Annotated in this window: 23 protein-coding genes; 14 read left to right on the top strand and 9 right to left on the bottom strand. The window is 34.8% G+C overall.

The window, feature by feature from the left end:
• Window positions 1-75: 75 nt before the first annotated feature.
• On the top strand, window positions 76-522 hold the full coding sequence (locus NSQ89_RS06045) for a TlpA family protein disulfide reductase (protein ID WP_095319910.1): 447 nt from the start codon (window positions 76-78) through the stop codon (window positions 520-522).
• A 107-nt stretch (window positions 523-629) separates the two neighbouring features.
• Complete coding sequence (locus tag NSQ89_RS06050; protein ID WP_095257616.1) at window positions 630-1,289, top strand: potassium channel family protein; 660 nt, start codon at window positions 630-632, stop codon at window positions 1,287-1,289.
• Window positions 1,290-1,343: 54 nt separating this feature from the next.
• On the opposite strand, the gene rnjA is transcribed toward NSQ89_RS06050, so the two are convergent.
• The 3 genes from rnjA to def form a co-directional block, all read right to left on the bottom strand.
• A complete protein-coding gene (gene rnjA, locus NSQ89_RS06055) occupies window positions 1,344-3,011 on the bottom strand; it encodes a ribonuclease J1 (RefSeq protein WP_047942991.1) in 1,668 nt (555 codons plus the stop codon).
• Window positions 3,011-3,223 (bottom strand): DNA-dependent RNA polymerase subunit epsilon, encoded by a 213-nt coding sequence (locus NSQ89_RS06060; RefSeq protein WP_047942992.1) that lies wholly within the window; start codon window positions 3,221-3,223, stop codon window positions 3,011-3,013. Before NSQ89_RS06060 ends, rnjA begins: the two co-directional genes overlap by 1 nt.
• A gap of 915 nt (window positions 3,224-4,138) precedes the next feature.
• Window positions 4,139-4,693, bottom strand: coding sequence for a peptide deformylase (gene def / locus NSQ89_RS06065; protein WP_095319911.1), 555 nt, complete (start codon window positions 4,691-4,693; stop codon window positions 4,139-4,141).
• Between the two features lie 330 nt (window positions 4,694-5,023).
• Between def and NSQ89_RS06070 the strand changes: the two genes are divergently transcribed.
• From NSQ89_RS06070 to NSQ89_RS06095, 6 genes are all read left to right on the top strand, one after another.
• On the top strand, window positions 5,024-5,707 hold the full coding sequence (locus NSQ89_RS06070; RefSeq protein ID WP_172867274.1) for a YkyA family protein: 684 nt from the start codon (window positions 5,024-5,026) through the stop codon (window positions 5,705-5,707).
• Between the two features lie 637 nt (window positions 5,708-6,344).
• Entirely contained in the window at window positions 6,345-7,460 is a 1,116-nt protein-coding gene (pdhA, locus tag NSQ89_RS06075) for a pyruvate dehydrogenase (acetyl-transferring) E1 component subunit alpha (RefSeq protein WP_047942994.1), read from the top strand.
• Between the two features lie 3 nt (window positions 7,461-7,463).
• The gene (locus NSQ89_RS06080) at window positions 7,464-8,441 is read left to right on the top strand and encodes an alpha-ketoacid dehydrogenase subunit beta (protein ID WP_047942995.1); all 978 of its coding nucleotides are present in this window, start codon (window positions 7,464-7,466) and stop codon (window positions 8,439-8,441) included.
• Window positions 8,442-8,530: 89 nt separating this feature from the next.
• Window positions 8,531-9,811 carry a dihydrolipoamide acetyltransferase family protein gene (locus NSQ89_RS06085; RefSeq protein ID WP_047942996.1) on the top strand — a complete coding sequence of 427 codons (1,281 nt, stop codon included), beginning with the start codon at window positions 8,531-8,533 and terminating at the stop codon, window positions 9,809-9,811.
• 4 nt (window positions 9,812-9,815) lie between these two features.
• Window positions 9,816-11,225 carry a dihydrolipoyl dehydrogenase gene (lpdA, locus tag NSQ89_RS06090; protein WP_047942998.1) on the top strand — a complete coding sequence of 470 codons (1,410 nt, stop codon included), beginning with the start codon at window positions 9,816-9,818 and terminating at the stop codon, window positions 11,223-11,225.
• A 208-nt stretch (window positions 11,226-11,433) separates the two neighbouring features.
• Window positions 11,434-11,688 (top strand): hypothetical protein, encoded by a 255-nt coding sequence (locus NSQ89_RS06095; RefSeq protein ID WP_369988435.1) that lies wholly within the window; start codon window positions 11,434-11,436, stop codon window positions 11,686-11,688.
• Window positions 11,689-11,897: 209 nt separating this feature from the next.
• Here the strand turns inward: NSQ89_RS06095 and NSQ89_RS06100 are convergent, their stop codons facing one another.
• Complete coding sequence (locus NSQ89_RS06100; protein WP_047942999.1) at window positions 11,898-12,236, bottom strand: hypothetical protein; 339 nt, start codon at window positions 12,234-12,236, stop codon at window positions 11,898-11,900.
• Window positions 12,237-12,350: 114 nt separating this feature from the next.
• Entirely contained in the window at window positions 12,351-13,820 is a 1,470-nt protein-coding gene (locus NSQ89_RS06105; RefSeq protein ID WP_047943000.1) for an aminotransferase class I/II-fold pyridoxal phosphate-dependent enzyme, read from the bottom strand.
• 379 nt (window positions 13,821-14,199) lie between these two features.
• On the opposite strand from NSQ89_RS06105, the gene NSQ89_RS06110 reads away from it, so the two are divergent.
• Window positions 14,200-14,472: a UPF0223 family protein gene (locus NSQ89_RS06110; protein WP_047943001.1), complete on the top strand. Its 273-nt coding sequence runs from the start codon at window positions 14,200-14,202 to the stop codon at window positions 14,470-14,472.
• A gap of 140 nt (window positions 14,473-14,612) precedes the next feature.
• On the opposite strand, the gene NSQ89_RS06115 is transcribed toward NSQ89_RS06110, so the two are convergent.
• Window positions 14,613-15,233, bottom strand: a complete 621-nt coding sequence (locus NSQ89_RS06115; RefSeq protein ID WP_047943002.1) for a YktB family protein — start codon at window positions 15,231-15,233, stop codon at window positions 14,613-14,615.
• Window positions 15,234-15,493: 260 nt separating this feature from the next.
• Here NSQ89_RS06115 and NSQ89_RS06120 point away from each other — a divergent pair, with 260 nt between their 5' ends.
• Window positions 15,494-15,688, top strand: a complete 195-nt coding sequence (locus NSQ89_RS06120; protein ID WP_047943020.1) for a hypothetical protein — start codon at window positions 15,494-15,496, stop codon at window positions 15,686-15,688.
• 411 nt (window positions 15,689-16,099) lie between these two features.
• Window positions 16,100-16,900: an inositol monophosphatase family protein gene (locus NSQ89_RS06125; RefSeq protein ID WP_144579825.1), complete on the top strand. Its 801-nt coding sequence runs from the start codon at window positions 16,100-16,102 to the stop codon at window positions 16,898-16,900.
• 12 nt (window positions 16,901-16,912) lie between these two features.
• Here NSQ89_RS06125 and NSQ89_RS25320 read toward each other — a convergent pair whose 3' ends face one another.
• Window positions 16,913-17,098, bottom strand: coding sequence for a DUF5325 family protein (locus NSQ89_RS25320; RefSeq protein ID WP_222426202.1), 186 nt, complete (start codon window positions 17,096-17,098; stop codon window positions 16,913-16,915).
• A gap of 335 nt (window positions 17,099-17,433) precedes the next feature.
• Here NSQ89_RS25320 and typA point away from each other — a divergent pair, with 335 nt between their 5' ends.
• The 3 genes from typA to NSQ89_RS06140 all read left to right on the top strand — a co-directional run bounded on the left by typA (window position 17,434) and on the right by NSQ89_RS06140 (window position 20,267).
• Entirely contained in the window at window positions 17,434-19,266 is a 1,833-nt protein-coding gene (gene typA / locus NSQ89_RS06130; protein ID WP_047943005.1) for a translational GTPase TypA, read from the top strand.
• A 235-nt stretch (window positions 19,267-19,501) separates the two neighbouring features.
• Window positions 19,502-19,753 carry a hypothetical protein gene (locus NSQ89_RS06135; RefSeq protein WP_095319915.1) on the top strand — a complete coding sequence of 84 codons (252 nt, stop codon included), beginning with the start codon at window positions 19,502-19,504 and terminating at the stop codon, window positions 19,751-19,753.
• A gap of 148 nt (window positions 19,754-19,901) precedes the next feature.
• A complete protein-coding gene (locus tag NSQ89_RS06140; RefSeq protein ID WP_341132376.1) occupies window positions 19,902-20,267 on the top strand; it encodes a cupin in 366 nt (121 codons plus the stop codon).
• A 52-nt stretch (window positions 20,268-20,319) separates the two neighbouring features.
• Here the strand turns inward: NSQ89_RS06140 and NSQ89_RS06145 are convergent, their stop codons facing one another.
• Together NSQ89_RS06145 and NSQ89_RS06150 are read right to left on the bottom strand one after the other, a co-directional pair.
• Window positions 20,320-20,520 (bottom strand): YlaI family protein, encoded by a 201-nt coding sequence (locus NSQ89_RS06145; RefSeq protein WP_047939878.1) that lies wholly within the window; start codon window positions 20,518-20,520, stop codon window positions 20,320-20,322.
• Window positions 20,521-20,590: 70 nt separating this feature from the next.
• Window positions 20,591-21,199, bottom strand: a complete 609-nt coding sequence (locus tag NSQ89_RS06150) for a YhcN/YlaJ family sporulation lipoprotein (RefSeq protein ID WP_144579823.1) — start codon at window positions 21,197-21,199, stop codon at window positions 20,591-20,593.
• Window positions 21,200-21,307: the final 108 nt, after the last annotated feature.

A 21,307-nucleotide genomic window follows, 5' to 3' on the forward strand; every position in this document is an offset into this window, starting at 1 on the left:
AGCGGGGAGACATGATTCACTAACTTTTTATGCAAATGTATATATAGGGATAGAAGGAAAGAAGGTAACGAATCATTGAAAATAGGTGAGCAACTTCCAAACTGGAACACTCCGACCATATGGGTTAACGGGGAAACAAAGCTTACAGATGTAATAAGAGATAAGCTGATTTTAATTCATTTTTGGTCTGTAAGTTGTTATTTTTGTAAAAAGGCTATGCCCGAATTAAACCAATATAGGGAGTTATATAAGGATAATCTTGTAATAATATCTGTGCATTTCCCGCGAACAGAGCGAGATTTAGATATTGATTTAATAAAACAGACTGCCGAGACGTATAGTATGACACAATCTATTTATGTAGATCATGACTTTCAGCTAGCCAAGGCGTTTTCGAATGAATATGTTCCCTCCTACTATTTATTTGATAGGGAAAGAAAGCTGCGGTACTACCAGGCGGGCGGTACTAATTTGAAAATGTTAAATACACGTATCAACCGTGTCATAAATAATCAACAATAACTGGTGGGAAAACATCATTAGCTTTTGTATGTTAATCAAGTGATTTAATGTTATAATAGGGACGATTTATTTAGGTGAAATTTTTATGATTGTTGGAGGATTTTATTGTGAAAAGAGCTTTTGCGGTTATTGGCCTCGGAAGATTTGGTGGTAGTATTTGCAGGGAATTAACCGAGCTAGGTATGGATGTAATGGTCATTGATAAAAGTGAAGAAAAAGTAAATGAATACGCAAATCTAGTTTCACATGCAGTGGTAGGTAATGCAGTAGATGAAACAGTATTGAAAGGTCTCGGAATCCGTAATTTTGACCATGTTATTGTTGCAATTGGGGAAGATATCCAAGCAAGTATTTTAACAACTTTAATGCTGAAGGAATTAGGAGTGCAAAATATAACGGTAAAAGCCCAAAATGATTATCATGAGAAAGTACTAAGTAAAATAGGGGCAGATGCAGTTGTTCATCCTGAAAGGGATATGGGCAAGAGAATAGCCCATAATATTGTCTCTAACAATGTCCTAGATTATTTAGAGCTATCGGATGAGCATAGTATTGTGGAAATTAAAGCAAGTCATAAATTAGATGGTCGCTCGATCATTGATTTAGATATTCGTGCCAGATATGGAATTACTATTGTTGCCATAAAAAGAGGGAAGGAAATTATCGTTTCTCCTCAAGCATCAGAATCAATCAGAGAAAAGGATATCTTGATCGTAATTGGAGCTGACTCGGATATTAACCGTTTTGAGAAAAAGGTTATGTCTTAACAAGAAAAAGGAGCTATTTGTTCGTTATCGAACGAATAGCTCCTTTTTACTTATTTATACTTCCATAATAATAGGAAGGATCATTGGGCGACGTTTTGTTTTTTCATATAGGAATGGAGAAATAGTATCAATTATTTCATTCTTTATTTCTGACCATTGTGTCGTTTTGCGCTCCATTACTTTATTTAAATGTTTACTTATTAATGTTTGTGCATCATTGATTAAATCACCAGACTCGCGCATATACACAAATCCTCTTGAAATAAGATCAGGTCCAGCGGCAATTCTAAAATCAGTCATATTAATACTTACCACGACAACCACTAAGCCTTCTTCTGAAAGAATTCGACGATCGCGTAAAACGATATTACCAATATCGCCAATTCCGCTTCCATCAATATATACATTTCCAGATGGAATTTTACCAGCGACCTGTGCTGTATCGCTTGAAAGTGCTAATACTTCACCATTATCCATAATAAAGCAGTTCTCTTCTTTTACACCACAATCAACAGCAGTTTGTGCGTGTGTTTTTTGCATTCTAAACTCTCCATGAATTGGCATAAAGAATTTAGGTTTAATTAATCGAAGCATTAACATTTGCTCTTGTTGACCGCCATGACCAGAAGTATGAATATTGTTAAGTGGTCCATGAATTACTTCCGCACCTGCTCGGTAAAGTTGATTAATTGTTTTATTAACACTTAATGTATTACCTGGTACTGGATTGGAAGAGAATACCACAGTGTCACCAGGGATAATTTGGATTTGTCTATGTGTACCATTAGCAATTCTTGATAGAGCTGCCATTGGTTCACCTTGGCTTCCTGTACAAAGTATGACCACTTGATTAGCCGGCAGTCGGTTAATTTGTTGCGGGTCAACAAAGGTTTCTTTTGGTGCTTTTATAAAGCCAAGTTCTAAACCGATGTTAATAGCTGCTTCCATACTGCGTCCAAAAACAGCTATTTTGCGGCCAAACTCTACGGCTGCATCTGTTACTTGCTGTAAACGATAAATATTGGAAGCGAAAGTAGCGAAAATCAATCTACCGTCGGCTTTGATAAAAGTATCATGGATGCTTTTTCCGACTTTTTTTTCAGACATAGTAAAATTAGGTACTTCACTATTTGTACTATCAGATAATAAGCACAAAACGCCTTCTTTCCCTATTTCAGCCATTTTTGTTAAATTGGCAGGTTCCCCAACTGGAGTAAAGTCAAATTTAAAATCTCCAGTGTGTACAATGTTCCCAGGTGGTGTTTTGACAACAATCCCATAGGAGTCAGGTATACTATGAGTAGTTCTAAAGAAAGAAACAGATGTTTTTCTAAATTTAATAATATCGTCTTCTTGAATTTCGTGCATCGTTGTTTGTCGCAATAAACCATGCTCTTCTAGCTTGTTACGAACAAGTGCTAATGCCAGTTTGCCTCCGTAAAGGGGGATATTAACTTGTCTTAAAAGGTAAGGAATACCACCAATATGATCTTCGTGACCATGCGTGATAAATAAGCCTTTAATTTTGTCTGCGTTCTTCTCTAAAAAAGTATAATCAGGAATAACATAGTCAATTCCTAAAAGCTCGTCCTCAGGAAATTTAATCCCAGCATCAATTAAAATAATTTCATCTTGAAACTGGACACCATACGTATTTTTACCGATTTCCCCTAATCCGCCTAGGGCAAATACAGCAGTTTGATCATTTTTTACAAATTTCATTATTCAATCTCCAATACTGTAAAGTCTTCGTTTTGTTGTTCATATTCTAAGAATGCACCTTCTACGCTAGTAATAAACTCGATATTATATGGTTTTTCTGCTAATTTTGTTCGAACATCTCTTTCTGATACACCTTTAACGAAAATAGTTCTAGTATTTTCTCTTACTGGTACCTCTGTTTTTAAATCTTGAAAATATACTTTAAATATCATTGTAAATCGCTCCTTAATCATTTGTTTCTGAAATTTATTATATAAAAAAACAACATGGTTTTCATGTTTTTTCTTTTAATAGCCATTATATTAGAAAGGTTCTTTTCTCAGTAAATTCATATAAAAATGAGGAATGAAAAAAGATATTTACCCTCTATATATTATTATGAAACATAATAATATTACATAACTTTTATGTATGATCATTCTAATGAAATCGTTATTAAAACAAAAGGTCAGACTCAGTACCACAATGCTTGGTTTGTATAGCGGTATAATAACCACTATATTTAACTAAGCGTGGTATAGGCCGGACCATAAAAATACCCTTCAATTTTTTAAGCTATTGTTTTTTTGCGAAGTAAATCTTTCCACTGTTTTAAAAGCTTTTTTCTTAGCTTCTTTAACATAGTGGATCATCTCCTTAACTCTATTTTAAACCATTCTTGGACAAAGTAAAGTCATCTTCTCATTTTATATTTCTTTTTGTAAAAAATAGTTTATTAGATGGTGTTTTTTCAATCCGATTATTCAAAATGGAAGGCGATTTTACATTATTTTAGCTACGGAAGAATGGTTTACTCCTTTTATTTGGCCCTATTCCATAGTGCGGTTCTGTATGAGAGTGTTTAGGAAGCTCCATCTTCCATCTTTAGTGTGAAGCCAATGGAAAGAAAGTTTTTTGACACGATGAGCATTCCTTGTATTTGCTATGAAAACAGCCTTTTATATAAATAGTATATGAATATTTTTGTAGGATTCTCATGGATAATGTTGGTAATTGTAAAATAGGCTGAATGGAAAGCGAGCAATTGCAGCGGGGTAAAGCCTTATTTAGTATGAAACAGGGGCGAAATAAGAGAAAGAAGAAGAGGCTCGAATAATGATGATCGAACCATTTCTTAGATACAAAATTTATCTTTCAACAGGTATTGCATTATCAATAGGAAGAAAAGGATCTTTTTCATTGATATGATCATAAAACATCACACCATTAAGATGATCAATTTCATGTTGGAATACAATTGCTGGTAACCCTTTAAGGCGTAATTTAATTTCTTTTCCGTCTAAATCGATCCCTTTCAAAGTAATTCTTGCATACCTTGGAACGAAACCTGGAATGGTTTCATCGACAGAAAGGCAGCCTTCGCCAGTTGTTAAATAAGCTTTTTCAATGGAATGGCTAATGATTTTAGGATTGAATAAAGCGTAGCTGTATTGCTTGTCATTTTCATCTTTAACATGCACAGCAATCATTCTTTTGGAAACATTTATTTGCGGAGCAGCTAAGCCTACTCCGCCTCTTAAACCATACTTTTCTGCTAATTCGGGGTTTTGGCTATTTATTAAATATTCCATCATGCTTTTTAGAATGCTTTTGTCTTCTTCGCTTGGTGGCATGGTAACTTTACTTGCCACTTGTCTCAGTGTTGGATGACCGTCGCGAATAATATCTGTCATTGTTATCAAAATAATCACTTCCTTGTATCTAACGGTTTATAAAAGTAGTCTAACAGAGATAGAATAAAAAGTTAATAAATGAGAATAGTACTTTATGCAAGAAGATAATTAGATATACCTATAATATATTATAGGACAAGCTAATATGTTTATAATATAAAAATATTTCTAAAGTAATCAGCGCTGCCTGTTAAAAAAATCAGCAACTGATAATTATGCAGGGAAGAATTGTGTTTTTATCAAATTTTTTAAAGAATCAAGATGGATACGAAGAAGGGAACCATTATTGTCAAAGTACAGAAGAATCGATATAGTAATAAGAAAGTGAGGAGGAAAGAAATGAAACGAAGTGTTTTAATTAGTACAATTATGCTTTTTACGATAATTGCTGCTGGGTGCAATTTTAATTCTCCAAGTGAGAAAATGTATGAAAAACTAGAAGAAGTAGTTAAGATTGAAAGTGGTTTTGAAGAACAGCAAGAGCCTCTTGTCAAATTAGAAAAGAAGGAACAAGATATTTATTCTAAAATAATTAGTCTTGGATTAGAGGACATGGATGAAATTACAAAATTATCGGACGAAGCTCTAGAATCTATTTCTAAAAGAAAAGAATATATGGATAAAGAAGCAGAAAGTATAAAACAGTCACAAAAAAAGTTTGAAACAATAGCGACAGACATAGAAGAATTAGATAAAAAGGAAGAGAAATCATTAAAGAATAAGGCAGATGATCTTTACCAAACAATGATGGCCCGTTATGAAGAACATGATAAATTATACGCAAATTACATAGAAGGGCTTAATAGTGATAAAAAGCTTTATGAAATGTTTAAAGATGAAGACGTGAATATGGACGATTTAGAAAAACAAGTAAAAAAGATCAATGATACGTATGAGACGGTTTATAAAAATAACCAAACATTTAATGAATTAACGAAGAAATATAATGATTTGAAAGTAGATTTCTATAAAGAAGCCGGCATAAAAATCAAAATGAATGAAGAGGAAGAAGAGAAAAAGTAATACTTATTATTTGATTATTACCTTTATCCTATTAAAATTTTTATAAGTTACAAAATAGAGAGGACAAACGGGGCATGAATTTTGTTTCTTTGGACACACTTTGTTTTGTGGCTTTTTTTTGTGGGATACTATTTTAAAATGTAGGAGGTGCTTTGTATCATGCAGTATTCAAAACATACAAAGAGTTCATATAGACAAGGAATGATTTTTCGACACTCAGGTAAGTTATTATAAAACAGTTGTAAATAGGGTTTTCTGTATGATACAGATGTTGTGTTGTAAATAATACAGATGTATTAATTTTGTGTAAAAAAATAATAAAAACTTCGAGCTTAAAGATTGACGGATAATATTTAAGTATATTAAACTTATAAATGTATTGAACAGTTGTATTAATATTTACATATAAATAATTGATACAGTCTATACGGAAACCGAATTAATTTTATAAGACGTTTTTTCTTGCGTATTTTGTGGAAAACTGTTTAAGTATGGTTTTTTTTGTTGCTTAGAGCGATATGCTTTAAGGAATAGAAAGCGTTACCCAACTAAGTGTTTACCACGTTGAAACACATTGTAAACATCTATTTGTTTTACAGAAAAAAGTCTTTTAATATGAAAGGAAAGGGTGGCTTTAATGGCTTCTAAAACAAAGAAGGCACAATTTGATGTGCAAGCACAGCTTGAACAAGTGGCAAACCAATTTCAAACACTTCAGATTTTAAATGAAGAGGGTGAAGTTGTAAACGAATCTGCAATGCCTGATTTAAGTGATGAGCAATTACAAGAATTAATGACTCGTATGGTTTATACTCGTATTCTTGATCAACGCTCTATTTCATTAAACAGACAAGGTCGCCTAGGTTTCTATGCACCTACTGCAGGACAAGAAGCTTCGCAATTGGCTTCACAATTCGCATTAGAAAAAGAAGATTTTATTCTTCCAGGATATCGTGATGTTCCGCAAATTATTTGGCATGGACTTCCTTTATCTCAAGCATTCTTATTCTCACGTGGTCACTTCCAAGGAAACCAAATTCCTGAAGGTGTAAACGTAATTTCTCCACAAATCATTATTGGTGCACAATACATCCAAACTGCTGGTGTAGCATTAGGAATGAAAAAACGTGGTGCTAAAGCTGTTGCGATCACTTATACAGGTGATGGTGGAGCTTCACAAGGTGATTTTTACGAAGGAATTAACTTTGCTGGTGCATTTAAAGCTCCTGCAATTTTCGTTGTACAAAACAACCGTTTTGCAATTTCTACTCCAGTTGAGAAACAATCTGCTGCGAAAACAATTGCTCAAAAAGCAGTTGCTGCAGGTATCCCTGGAATTCAAGTAGATGGTATGGATCCATTAGCAGTTTACGCTGCTGTACGTGAAGCTCGTGAAAGAGCAATCAACGGTGAAGGTCCAACATTAATTGAAACTTTAACTTACCGTTATGGTCCACATACAATGGCTGGGGATGACCCAACTCGTTACCGTACTGCTGATCTTGATAGCGAATGGGAAAAGAAAGACCCATTAGTACGTTTCCGTAAATTCCTTGAAAACAAAGGTATTTGGAATGAAGAGAAAGAAAACGCAGTAATCGAACGTGCTAAAGAAGAAATTAAAGAGGCAATCAAAATTGCTGATGAAGCTCCAAAACAAAAAGTTACTGACTTAATGAACATCATGTATGAAGAGTTACCAGTTAACTTAAAAGAACAATATGAAATTTATGCAGCAAAGGAGTCGAAGTAAGCCATGGCGCAAATGACTATGATTCAAGCAATCACTGATGCGTTACGCACAGAATTACGTAATGATCCAAATGTATTAGTATTTGGAGAAGACGTAGGTGTAAACGGCGGTGTATTCCGTGCGACAGAAGGTCTTCAAAAAGAATTCGGTGAAGATCGTGTATTTGATACTCCATTAGCTGAATCTGGAATTGGCGGATTAGCAATCGGTTTAGGACTTCAAGGTTACCGTCCAGTACCGGAAATTCAATTCTTTGGTTTCGTTTATGAAGTAATGGATAGTATTTCTGGACAAATGGCTCGTATGCGTTATCGTTCAGGTGGTCGCTACAATGCACCGGTAACTATTCGTTCCCCATTTGGTGGTGGAGTTCATACTCCTGAACTTCATGCCGACAGCTTAGAAGGATTAATGGCACAACAACCTGGTCTTAAAGTTGTTATCCCATCAACTCCTTATGATGCTAAAGGTTTATTAATTTCTGCTATTCGTGATAACGATCCTGTTATTTTCTTAGAGCATATGAAATTATACCGTTCATTCCGTCAAGAAGTTCCAGAAGAAGAGTATACTATTCCTCTTGGAAAAGCGGATGTAAAACGTGAAGGTAAAGACCTTTCTATCATTACTTATGGAGCAATGGTTCAAGAGTCTATTAAAGCAGCAGAAGAATTAGAAAAAGAAGGATACTCAGTGGAAGTAGTTGACTTACGTACTGTTAGCCCACTTGATATCGAAACAATCATTGGATCTGTTGAAAAAACAGGTAGAGCTGTGGTAGTTCAAGAAGCACAAAAACAAGCTGGTATTGCAGCTAATGTTGTTGCTGAAATCAATGATCGTGCAATTCTAAGCTTAGAAGCTCCAGTTCTACGTGTAACTGCACCAGATACTGTTTTTGCATTCACACAAGCTGAAACTGTATGGCTTCCAAACTTTAAAGATATTATTGAAACAGCTAAAAAAGTTCTAACTTTCTAATTAAAACCGAATAATATTCGCACAAGAATTAGAAGATAAGTTAGTTAAAAGAAGAAAATTTTTTCATAAGATATTAGGAGGTTGTCACATTGGCTTTTCAATTTAGATTACCTGACATCGGTGAAGGTATTCACGAGGGCGAAATCGTAAAATGGTTTGTTAAACCAGGCGATAAAGTTCAAGAAGATGATGTATTATGTGAAGTTCAAAATGATAAAGCAGTAGTAGAAATTCCTTCCCCAGTTGAAGGTACTGTCGAAGAAGTGAAAGTTGAAGAAGGAACAGTTGCAGTTGTAGGAGATATCTTAATTACATTTGATGCTCCTGGATATGAAAACCTTCAGTTCAAAGGTGATCATGGTGATGAAGCTCCAGCTGCTGCTGAAGAAGCAAAACCTGAAGCTGTTGAAGAAAGCAAAGGACAAGAGACAGAAGTTGATCCAAGCAGACGTATTATCGCAATGCCTTCTGTACGTAAATATGCTCGTGACAAAGGCGTAGAAATTCAACTTGTTTCTGGTACTGGTAAAAACGGACGTATTTCTAAAGAAGATATTGATGCTTACTTAAATGGTGGTGCAACACCTGCTAGCCAACCAGCTGCAGAAGCTGCTCCAGCAGAAACAGCAGCGGAAGCTCCTAAGCCGCTTGCTATTCCAGAAGGTGACTTCCCAGAAACTCGTGAGAAAATGAGCGGAATCAGAAAAGCTATTGCTAAAGCAATGGTAAATTCTAAGCACACTGCTCCTCACGTAACATTAATGGATGAAGTAGAAGTGTCTAAATTAGTTGCACACCGTAAGAAATATAAAGAAGTTGCTGCTGCAAAAGGTATCAAATTAACTTTCTTACCTTATGTAGTAAAAGCTTTAACAAGTGCATTAAAAGAATTCCCAGCTTTAAACACATCATTAGATGATGCTACAAGCGAAATCGTTCATAAGCATTACTACAATATCGGTATTGCTGCTGATACAGAAAAAGGTTTATTAGTTCCTGTTGTTAAAAATGCTGATCGTAAAGGTATCTTTAACATCTCTAACGAAATTAATGAACTTGCTGTTAAAGCAAGAGATGGTAAATTAGCTCCAGCTGAAATGAAAGGTGCTTCTTGCACAATTTCTAACATTGGATCTGCTGGTGGACAATGGTTTACTCCAGTAATCAACCATCCTGAAGTTGCTATTTTAGGTATTGGTCGTATTGCTGAGAAAGCTATCGTTAAAGATGGAGAAATTGTTGCTGCTCCTGTATTAGCACTTTCTTTAAGCTTTGACCACAGAATGATTGACGGAGCTACTGCTCAAAATGCAATGAATCATATTAAACGTTTATTGAACGATCCAGAACTATTGTTAATGGAGGCGTAAAAACATGGTAGTTGGAGATTTTCCTATTGAAACAGATACTATAGTCATTGGTGCGGGTCCTGGTGGATATGTTGCAGCAATTCGTGCAGCACAATTAGGACAAAAAGTTACAATTGTTGAGAAAAACGTATTAGGTGGAGTTTGCTTAAACGTTGGATGTATTCCTTCAAAAGCTTTAATCTCTGCTGGACACCGTTACGAGCATGCTGCACATTCTGCAGACATGGGTATTACAACTGAAAACGTAACAGTTGACTTCTCTAAAGTTCAAGCTTGGAAAGACAGTGTTGTTAAAAAGCTTACTGGTGGAGTTGAAGGTCTATTAAAAGGGAACAAAGTTGATATTGTATACGGTGAAGCATATTTCGTAGATGCTAACACTTTAAAAGTAATGGATGAAAAATCATCTCAAACTTATACTTTTAAAAATGCAATTATCGCAACTGGATCTCGTCCAATCGAAATTCCTACTTTCAAATTCTCTAAACGTGTTCTTGACTCAACTGGTGCACTTGCACTTCAAGAAGTTCCAGAGAAAATTGTAGTAATCGGTGGAGGATACGTTGGTACTGAGTTAGGTGGAGCTTATGCTAACTTTGGTACACAAGTAACAATCCTTGAAGGTGCAGATGAAATTCTTGGTGGTTTCGAAAAACAAATGTCTTCATTAGTTACTCGCAACCTTAAGAAAAAAGGTGCTGAAATCATTACAAAAGCAATGGCTAAAGGTGTGGAAGAAACAGACACTGGAGTTGTTGTTAAATATGAAGTTAAAGGCGAAGAAAAATCAGTGGAAGCTGATTATGTATTCGTAATGGTTGGTAGAAAACCTAATACAGACGAACTTGGTTTAGAACAAGTTGGTATTGAATTAGGCGAACGCGGAATCATTAAAACAGATAAGCAATGCCGTACAACTGTAAGCAATATCTTTGCTATCGGTGATGTTATTTCTGGTCCTCCATTAGCGCATAAAGCTTCTTATGAAGGTAAAATTGCTGCTGAGGTTATTGCTGGACATAACTCAGAAATCGACTATTTAGGAATTCCTGCAGTTGTATTCTCTGAGCCAGAATTAGCAACAGTTGGTCACACAGAAGCTTCAGCTAAAGAAGCTGGTATCGAAGTGAAAGCTGCTAAATTCCCATTTGCAGCAAACGGTCGTGCATTAGCACTTAACGATGCTGAAGGTTTCTTGAAGCTTGTTACACGTAAAGAAGATGGTCTTGTAATCGGTGCGCAAATCGCTGGTCCAAGTGCATCTGATATGATCGCTGAATTAGGCTTAGCAATCGAAGCTGGTATGACAGCTGAAGATTTAGCTATGACTATCCATGCTCATCCAACTTTAGGTGAGGTAACAATGGAAGCAGCGGAAGTTGCAATTGGCAGCCCAATTCATATCTTACGCTAATTATAAAAGGAAGTCCTCGATTGAGGGCTTCTTTTTTTTGTTTTAAAAGCGATTCGGGAAGATTTTTCCCTATGTCTAATCTAGTTTTAGTAGAGAAAATTAGCTAGTAGAATTTAGTCCTATTACTGTTTTTTGAAATGAAATAAATATAAAATAAAACAAAAGATTGGTACATATACTAGTATTAATTGTTAATGGAGGAAGGGTGGTGTTTTTCTTGAAGATTTATACAGCAATTTTATTTCAGCTAATGATTTGGAGTGGATTTTCCATTATTGAATGGTTATCAAGATATGATTTAATTTTATATAAGGTGTTTATGTTTGGAGTGTTCTTTTATTTAGCGATTATCATAGGAAATACAATCATAAAATCAACAAGAAAAACAATGCTGGCCACGATGATTAGTTTATCCATTTACGGTTCTTTTCATTTAATTATGACCATTATCTCCGTTGTCTAAATCATATAAACATAACATGATGATTTATTTTAAATATATTCTTTCTTGAGAAGAGAAGAAGAAAAACAGCTCTTTCTTTCCTGCTCTTACGAAAAGGAAAGACTTTCTATTTATTATGAAAAATCCTCCTATACATATATAAATTCAGCACCAAAAATGCCTTAATCTAAAAATATAGGCATTTTTTAATACAATAAATTCTTATGTAGCTATAATCTCCGCTGTTTTGTTGATTTTTTTCCAAAAAAGCTACTAAAAGCGGTGAAAATCGATAGAATTAATAAGAAAAATACAAGAAAACTAAAAATAAATGGAATTGGATGGAAAATAGTTTTCGATTGCACAGGTGATTCGAATGTAATTTCTAAAGGGTATGCCTCAACGGAAGTTGGCAGCAGCCTTTTTTGTTCAGCAAATGGAATAGGACCACCGAAACGGAATGACTGTTCTAATTGTTCAGGTTTTTGTGCCACATAATTTTTAAAAATAAATGGAGAAACTAGGCTAATTAGTAAACTGATAATCATTATAACAATATATTTTTTCAAAAAGGAAAACTCCAATCTTTTTATATACAAGAAACAAATGCTGTCTTTTCATTTATCTCCAAAATTAAAGACAGGAATACCCTAAATATGGCATCCCTGCTCTCCAAAATTTATTTATCTTATTGCACGATGCTCTTTAATAACACGAAGCTTTTTGAAATCGTAATCCTCAGGCCCCTGAACAGGCAATCCTGCTTCCATATTTCTTTTTATATAGGCAAGGTTATCTTCTGTAATAATTTCGCCAGGAATGAAAATTGGGATACCTGGAGGGTATACCATAATAAATTCTGCAATTACTCTTCCAACTGAATCATCAAAATCGATTAATTCTGTCTCTGAATAGAAAGCATCTCTCGGCGTTAGTGCGAGTAAAGGGATGTTTGGCAGCATCACTCGTGCTTCTACTTTTGAAGCCTTATCTTTTCGTTCTACTGCAAGAGCTTTTAAGGCATCAATTAAAATGTTGGCCTCTTTTTCAGAATCTCCTGGTGTAATAATGCACAAAATATTATACAAATCGGACATTTCTACTTCAATGCGATAATTTTTCCGAAGCCATTCTTCCGCATCATGGCCAGTTAAACCAAGGTCTTTAACAGATATAATCAGTTTTGTTGGGTCATAATCAAAAGCAGAATCAGATTCCAGAATTTCTTCACCCACACAATATAGATGTTCTATGTCATTAATCTGTCTTCGAATGTATTGTGCAAGATTAATCGTTTTATCAATCAGTTCTTTTCCTTCTGTTGCAAGACGCTTTCTGGCAACGTCTAAAGATGCTAGAAGCAAATAGGAAGTACTAGTCGTTGTCAGCATACTTAAAATAGATTGTACACGTTTATAGCTAATCAGGTCGCCTCTCATATTTAAAATGGAGCTTTGTGTCATCGACCCACCGAGTTTGTGTACACTTGTTGCGGCGATATCTGCTCCGGCTTGCATAGCCGACATTGGCAAATCCTCGTGGAAATGAATGTGAACTCCATGTGCTTCATCTACAAGAACAGGGATATCATAGGAATGCGCCAAATCTACAATCGTTTTTAAATCAGCAGAGATGCCAAAATAAGTAGGATTAATCACTAAAAGCCCTTTAGCATCTGGATGAAGATCTAAAGCATGTTGAACAGACTCGATGGTGATTCCATGAGAAATACCTAGATTTTTATCTACTTCAGGGTGGATAAAAATTGGGATTGCACCTGCAAATATAATGGCAGACATAACAGATTTATGGACATTTCTAGGAACAATAATTTTATCTCCTGGGCCACAAACACTCATGATCATCGTCATGATAGCACCACTTGTGCCTTGAACGGAAAAGAAAGTATGATCTGCTCCAAATGCTTCAGCAGCAAGCTGCTGTGCATGTTTAATCATCCCTTTTGGATAATGAAGATCATCAAGAGGACCAATATTAATAAGGTCTATCGAAAGAGCGTTTTCTCCGATAAAGTTTCTAAATTCTGGATCCATTCCATTCCCTTTTTTATGGCCGGGTATATGAAATTGAATAGGATCCTTTTTAGCATGTTCCAATAATCCGTGGTATAACGGTGTTTCGTGTTGTGACAATTTATTACCACACCTCTTTATTTAGTATTTTTATGCAATTTTAAGCGAACTTTATTTAAATTTCTTATGTACATTTAAAAATTTTATTGTACATCGCTGCCGCTGTTTTGTCTTTAATTTCATTACTCTTAACAAGTTTTACCCTAATCTCTAAATATAAAAATCAGAAAACAAAAGAATTATAGCATTTTTTATTTTCTTTGCATACAATTAGTTTTCACTATAGGAAAAAGAATTATTTTTTATTCCTATTTTTTCTTTTTACAGTTTATCTAACAAAGGAAAAGCACAGGAATAAGGATCCATATTTTACTTTCTTAGCTACTTAAATTACAATAGTTTTTATCTGAAAAACTTCAATATAATAGGATGTGGAAATATGGATTATCAATACCCAATCGATATTGATTGGTCAACGGATGAAATTATTACAGTCATTAAATTTTTTGAATGCATTGAGAAAGCATATGAAAAAGGGGTAGAGAAGGCAGAATTAATGGAGCAATACCGCGCCTTTAAAAAAATTGTCCCGGGAAAAGCGCAAGAAAAGAAAGTTTGTGATGAATTTGAAGAAGTAAGTGGCTATTCAACTTATCGAACAATCAAAAAGGCGAAAGAATCTGCAGATGATATTCGAATAAAGATGGCATAGGCAAGGAATAGTGAATTTTATTGCTTATAACTTTCTGCCATAAGATAATAATAAAAAAACTGTAAACAAACCACAGATTTTAGTTTGCTTACAGTCTAAGAGGCTGTAGATATCGGCCTCTTTTTTTAGCTAGTCCCAATCTAATACTCCAATGATAATTTATAAAGGGGAAGCAATGTATCATAAGTTTTTTCGATTAATGCAAGCAGCTCCTCTCCATTTGATAGAATAGAATCTCCAGCAGCAATTCTCTGACCAACTAAAAATTCGGCTTTTTTCACATCACGGAATCTTGTTAAAGCTGCCTCTAAATTTGTTTCTCCAATTTTAACTGCATCCTTTTGCATATGGTCCATGGAAAGAACATAATCTTGTGGTAAAGTGGACTGCAAAAGCTTATAATTTGCCAAAAAACCTTCAGCGATTTCTTTCTTTTTTGGAAGTTCATATATATATGCTAACCATATAAAAAGATGGTCATCAAATAAGCCGACTTGGAAATGTGGATGCTGTTTGTAGCCTCGTTTATTATTTGCGATGGCAAGCCAAGTATCCTTTGGCGGGTTAACTGTTCGTCTTGCATGCTTTGCGATATGTAGGAACATTTCCATGCCAAGCTTTCCAGAAAGCTGTTCAGTAAGCTGTGTGCCAATTTCACGAAACTTTGGCTGAATTCTTTCCTGGATCGCTTCCATTCGAGCATCTAGTCCATCAATTGTAAAGGTATCAAAATCTTTTTGTGTAAAACCAGTGAATGACATTATTTCTTATCTCCTTTTTAGTTTATCTCTACTGTTTACGGGTAAATACTGTATATAAAATCAAGTAAGCTATTTAGTCACTTAAATGTAGCTTCATCTTAGCTAGCCTTTTCGCAAATATTGTAGCATACATAAATAATATTATGAAGGAATTTGGATTGCGCTGGGTTATAGCACAAAAAAGGAGCAAGCTAATTAGTTTCCACATAATATATATGAAATCAACAGAAATGCAAGTCGATGAAAGGGGTGTTCTGTCAGTGAAACAATTGATGAATTTAGCGAAGAAAATGGAAGTGGAAAAGGAAAAAAAGGCTGTTCTTCGTCTAGAAATGGATTATGAATTGGCTACCTTATTCGATGCAATGAATGAAAAGGATGAAAAACAAAAAAAATTAAGTAAACAAAAATTAGAAAGAATTAGACAGGAACTTCTAAGACTTAAAGCATTATAACTAATGAATAAGCTGATAGGTAATCATGCAGCTGACTCTATAGGAAGCAACCTTTCATTCCTATAAAGTCAGCTGCATGATTTTGCATACCATATGATTTCACAATAGCTAATATATCAAGCTGTTTTCAATAGGCAAATGAGCTTTAGAAATACTGCGCAGTTTGAATGTGGATTGTAACTGCAGTGAAGAAAAGGATTGGAAAGGAAAATGTGTTTATGCTTGGGCTCCTAGTAATAGACTTTAAGAAACAAAATTCATAAATTATCCAAAAAAACTGTATTCATAGAATTTTCTTGTTTTATGATACTATATAGAAGAAGGATAGATTTTTTTAGAAGTATGTTTAGGGATAATCTAAGCTAAAATATAGGAAACGATGAAAAAAGAAAGTAAAGAAGGGTTGAGAAGATGACAAATTGGCTGGAAATCGATCAATATGCGAAAGAATGGATAAAAGAGGCAGGGGCAAGAATTATCAAGTCATTTTCGTCTGAGCTCATTATCCAAACGAAATCAAATAAAAATGACTTGGTTACCCAAATAGATAAGGGGACAGAAGAATTTTTGATTAATAAGATCAATAATGTTTTTCCTTCCCATCGTATTTTAGGCGAAGAAGGATTAAGTGAAGAATTAGAAGATTTGAAAGGGATAGTCTGGATTATTGATCCTATTGATGGAACGATGAATTTTGTCCATATGCAGCGGGATTTTGCCATCTCTATCGGCATTTATGAAGATGGAGTAGGAAAGATTGGATTAATATATGATGTAGTAGCAGACGAGCTATATCATGTTCGAAAGGGCAATGGTGTTTTTATGAATGACATAAGGCTATTACCTTTAAAAGATACGGCTGTGGATGAGGCTATTATCGGATTAAATGCTACGTGGGTAACGAAAAATAAGCGGATTGATCCGACTATCCTAGAACCACTTGTGAAAGAGTCAAGGGGAACGAGGTCATTTGGATCTGCCTGTTTAGAATTAGCGTACATAGCAGCCGGAAGAATGGATGCTTATTTAACTTTAAGATTATCGCCCTGGGATTATGCAGCAGGTAAGATAATGGTAGAAGAACTAGGCGGCAAGGTAACAACTTTAAGAAACGAACCACTTGATTTATTAACGCAGCAATCTTTCTTTGCATCCAAACCTGGATTGCATGATGAAATACTACAAAAATATTTAAAAGAAGGAAATTGGTAATAGTTGTTAAAGTTATTTTTCGGTTACATGTAGCATTTTCTTTTTCTTTTGGGATTTTAAGAACCAAATTCCACAAAAGAGGCAAAAACAAATTATACTGCCAGCTAACGTTTTTTCTAAAATACATATTCCAATGCTGATAAAACTAGATGTACCGTAAACATTATAGTAAAAATATGGATAATTATCAAAATTCATGTTTATCTTCCTTTATTATGGTCTATATTTATCATAAATAATAGCATATGATAGTAAAGAAATCCCACAGCGAATGTTGTGGGTATTTTTTAACTGTGTCTCCTCTATCATACTATGGTATGGAATGGAAAGAACAGCGATAATGTAAATAAATTGTTATATTTAAGCGTAAATTGATGCTAAAATAAATTATTTTGTAATAATAACGTTTACATTTGTTATTTTTATAAAAGGTTTTAGGTTTCTGTGAAATTATGTGATATAATGACTCAGTTATAATATTATTAAAAAAATAAATTAATCCAGATAGACATATTTAGGTAGGAGTGAAATTTTTGAAAATTAGAGAAGATATTCGTAATATTGCTATTATTGCTCACGTTGACCATGGTAAAACTACATTGGTTGACCAGCTGTTAAAACAATCCGGCACATTCCGTACAAATGAACATGTGGAAGAACGTGCAATGGATTCCAACGATTTAGAAAGAGAACGTGGAATAACAATATTAGCGAAAAATACTGCTATTCAATATAAAGATAAACGTATTAATATCCTAGACACACCAGGACATGCTGATTTTGGTGGAGAAGTAGAGCGTATTATGAAAATGGTTGATGGTGTTCTACTAGTTGTTGATGCATATGAAGGTTGTATGCCTCAAACACGTTTCGTTTTAAAAAAAGCTTTAGAGCAAAACTTAACTCCAATTGTTGTTGTTAACAAAATTGACCGTGACTTTGCTCGTCCTGCTGAGGTTATTGATGAAGTATTAGATTTATTTATTGAGTTAGATGCAACAGAAGAACAATTAGAATTCCCTGTTATCTACGCATCGGCTATTAATGGTACTGCTAGCACAAATCCTGAAAAACAAGATGAAAACATGCAATCATTATATGATGCGATTGTTGATCATATTCCTGCACCAGTTGATAATCGTGAAGAGCCTTTACAATTCCAAGTAGCTCTTTTAGACTACAACGATTATGTTGGAAGAATCGGTATCGGCCGTGTATTCCGCGGTACGATGAAGGTTGGACAGCAAGTAGCGTTAATGAAATTAGATGGAACAGTTAAGCAGTTCCGTGTAACCAAAATCTTTGGTTTCTTCGGATTGAAGCGTCAAGAAATCGAAGAAGCATATGCTGGAGATTTAATCGCAGTATCAGGAATGGAAGATATTAACGTTGGTGAGACAGTATGTCCGTTTGAACACCAAGAGGCACTTCCAGTTTTACGTATTGATGAACCAACTCTGCAAATGACATTCTTAGTTAACAACTCTCCTTTCGCAGGTAAAGAAGGTAAATATTTAACTTCAAGAAAAATTGAAGAAAGATTGCGTGCACAATTAGAAACAGATGTAAGTTTACGTGTTGAAAATACAGATTCACCAGATGCATGGACAGTATCAGGACGTGGGGAGCTTCATTTATCTATCTTGATAGAAAATATGCGTCGTGAAGGTTACGAGCTTCAAGTGTCAAAACCTGAAGTTATCGTTAAAACAATTGATGGTGTTCGTTGTGAGCCAATTGAACGTGTACAAATTGATGTACCTGAAGAGCATACAGGTGCAGTTATGGAATCTATTGGTGCTCGTAAAGGTGAAATGTTAGATATGATTAACAATGGTAATGGACAAGTTCGTTTAATCTTTAACGTACCTGCTCGTGGACTAATTGGTTATACCACTGAATTCTTAACATTAACACGCGGTTATGGTATCATCAACCATACATTTGATAGCTATCAACCAATGGCATCAGGTCAAGTTGGTGGACGTCGTCAAGGTGTATTAGTAAGCATGGAGTCTGGAAAATCATCTACTTATGGAATTATGCAAGTAGAAGATCGTGGAATTATCTTTGTAGAAGCTGGAACAGAAATTTACGAAGGAATGATTGTTGGGGAGCATACTCGTGAAAATGACATTACTGTTAATATCACAAAAGTAAAACAAGCAACAAACATCCGTTCAGCAAACAAAGACCAAACGGCAACAATGAAAAAACCAAGAATTATGACTTTAGAGGAATCTTTAGAATACTTGAACGAAGATGAGTATTGTGAAGTAACTCCTGAATCTATTCGCTTACGCAAAAAAATCTTAAATAAAGCAGAACGTGAAAGAGCTGGCAAGAAGAAAAAATCTGCTGAATAATAAAAGATAAGGAAGTCATCTATTGATGGCTTCTTTTTTTGTATTCAGTAGAGTGGAGGTGTGGAATATGACTGAGAATGCAAGCAAGGAAAACTAAAGTGAGTGTGAACAAAGAAGAGTCCTCAGTGACTGTAAGCAAGTTGGAAGAATAGGGTTCATTATTTTGAATTGTGAGAGAGGGAAACGGAGTTCATGGAGGAAATGAACTCCGTTTTTGCATTGGGAGAGAAGAAGAATGGTGTTCATCGAGGAAATGAAAGCCACATTCAGCATTGGGAGTGTAGAAAATGGTGTTCATCGAGGGAATGAAAGCCACATTCAGTATGGGGAGAGCAGAAGAATGGTGTTCATCGAGGAAATGAAAGCTACATTCAGCATGGAGAGTGTAGAAAATGGTGTTCATCGAGGGAATGAAAGCCACATTCAGTATGGGGAGAGCAGAAAATGGCGTTCATCAAGGAAATGGAGGACAAAGAAATCAGAGTAAAAGGTCATGGAGACCATCTCTCGTAGCTCTCATAAGTTAAACCCAATCTCCAATCATAATAGAAGCACATATTTCAAAAATAAATTAGGTGTTTTCTTCAACCCATCTCTAATTTATAATTAGTAAATAAAGGAAAGGGAGGAATAGAATGAAAATATTTCAATTTAATAAAGAGTATGGTAAGCAAATCACTCAATATAATTCCTATTTTATTATGAGTCGTATAGTGGAAACTAAGAAAGAAGCTCATATTGGATGTATGTATCTTGAAGAAAATGGGATTATTGGTTTACATCAAGCTGTAATACCACAACTTCTGTTAATCGTTAGCCGCGTAGGCTATGTTCGAGGAGAAAAGAATGAATGGTTTCAAGTTAGAAGTGGAGATGCGGTATACTGGGATAAAAAGGAATGGCATGAAACGAAAACAGATCTAGGGTTAACAGCCATCGTTATTGAAAGTGAAGAGATAATGCCAGCATTAATGATGCGTTTAAAAGAGAAGAACATATAAAAAAGAAGACCTTAGGTAAAAGATCTTCTTTTTATTTAAAATGCTTGTCTACTTACCAATCATCTTCTTGAGTTTTGTTTTGATAAAGAACAAAGTTACCCGAATCGATTCTTTTTTTTGTGTTTTTGGCGATTCTATCGTCACACTCATTACACATATACGTATGAATTGGGCGATTTCGTAGTCGTTTTGCCTGAAAGGAGTTTTCGTCTATATCTTCAATTTTATCACATATCACACATTTAACTTTCAATACTTGCACCTCTAATCATAAAATAGATTATAGGCACATTATAATATATAATCATATAGAAAATCGAATTTTAATCTCTTATATGATTATTTGATTGTTCATCTTGGTCATTTTTCAACTCTTTTTCTTCTTTATCATTCAATTGTTCATCTGGTTTTTTGAGATCTCTATCTGGCTCATTTCGAATCATATCCGCTGGTACCTCTGGGATAAGTCTGCCGCTAATATCAGCTAATTCATTGAATATGCCTTGAATAGGCTTTCCGTTTTGAATATCTTCCCCAATTTCTTTCAGTCTTGCATTAATGTCAGGGTCGGCAATGACAACAGCATTAGCGCCATCAGGATCGTTTTTTAAACTCTCGGCTACCGCATATTTTATTGAACCAACCTCAGAACGATCTAAGTCTGCGTTGATATCAATTCCTACGAGCGCATATTTACCGATTACTACCGCTGTTGCATCATTAACATTATCAATGCTTGTTGCAAGAGCTACGAGCCTTTTGGCGATATCCTGTCCAGTCTTCCGGTCAACCCTTTGGTTGGTAGAATTTTTAACATTTGTAACTTGAGGGCTGTTTTCTCTATTCTCAGATTGCTGGTTATTTTCTGCGTTATTATTTGTACATCCTGCAAGAAGAAAAAGGACTGCGATGAAGAAAAACCATTTTTTCATAAAATTCCCTCCTTTAATATTGAAGAACTACATTTAAAAGTGTACATTTCCCTGATTTGTAGATGGAAATGAGCATTTTTACGATTTTTTACACTTCCTCTTTCTTTA

This window comes from Niallia sp. FSL R7-0648 (assembly GCF_038007005.1).
In the GTDB taxonomy this organism is placed as follows: Bacteria; Bacillota; Bacilli; order Bacillales; family Cytobacillaceae; genus Niallia; species Niallia circulans.

What these genes read in the sequence shown, in the direction of transcription:
- NSQ89_RS06070 (WP_172867274.1), top strand. Translation starts at nt 5,024, where the DNA reads ATGAAACGAAGTGTTTTAATTAGTACAATTATGCTTTTTACGATAATT.
- NSQ89_RS06125 (WP_144579825.1), top strand. Translation starts at nt 16,100, where the DNA reads ATGACAAATTGGCTGGAAATCGATCAATATGCGAAAGAATGGATAAAA.
- lpdA (WP_047942998.1), top strand. Translation starts at nt 9,816, where the DNA reads ATGGTAGTTGGAGATTTTCCTATTGAAACAGATACTATAGTCATTGGT.
- pdhA (WP_047942994.1), top strand. Translation starts at nt 6,345, where the DNA reads ATGGCTTCTAAAACAAAGAAGGCACAATTTGATGTGCAAGCACAGCTT.
- NSQ89_RS06150 (WP_144579823.1), bottom strand. Translation starts at nt 21,199, where the DNA reads ATGAAAAAATGGTTTTTCTTCATCGCAGTCCTTTTTCTTCTTGCAGGA.
- NSQ89_RS06115 (WP_047943002.1), bottom strand. Translation starts at nt 15,233, where the DNA reads ATGTCATTCACTGGTTTTACACAAAAAGATTTTGATACCTTTACAATT.
- NSQ89_RS06060 (WP_047942992.1), bottom strand. Translation starts at nt 3,223, where the DNA reads ATGATATTTAAAGTATATTTTCAAGATTTAAAAACAGAGGTACCAGTA.
- NSQ89_RS25320 (WP_222426202.1), bottom strand. Translation starts at nt 17,098, where the DNA reads ATGAATTTTGATAATTATCCATATTTTTACTATAATGTTTACGGTACA.
- NSQ89_RS06135 (WP_095319915.1), top strand. Translation starts at nt 19,502, where the DNA reads ATGGTGTTCATCGAGGAAATGAAAGCCACATTCAGCATTGGGAGTGTA.
- NSQ89_RS06080 (WP_047942995.1), top strand. Translation starts at nt 7,464, where the DNA reads ATGGCGCAAATGACTATGATTCAAGCAATCACTGATGCGTTACGCACA.
- NSQ89_RS06140 (WP_341132376.1), top strand. Translation starts at nt 19,902, where the DNA reads ATGAAAATATTTCAATTTAATAAAGAGTATGGTAAGCAAATCACTCAA.
- rnjA (WP_047942991.1), bottom strand. Translation starts at nt 3,011, where the DNA reads ATGAAATTTGTAAAAAATGATCAAACTGCTGTATTTGCCCTAGGCGGA.
- NSQ89_RS06110 (WP_047943001.1), top strand. Translation starts at nt 14,200, where the DNA reads ATGGATTATCAATACCCAATCGATATTGATTGGTCAACGGATGAAATT.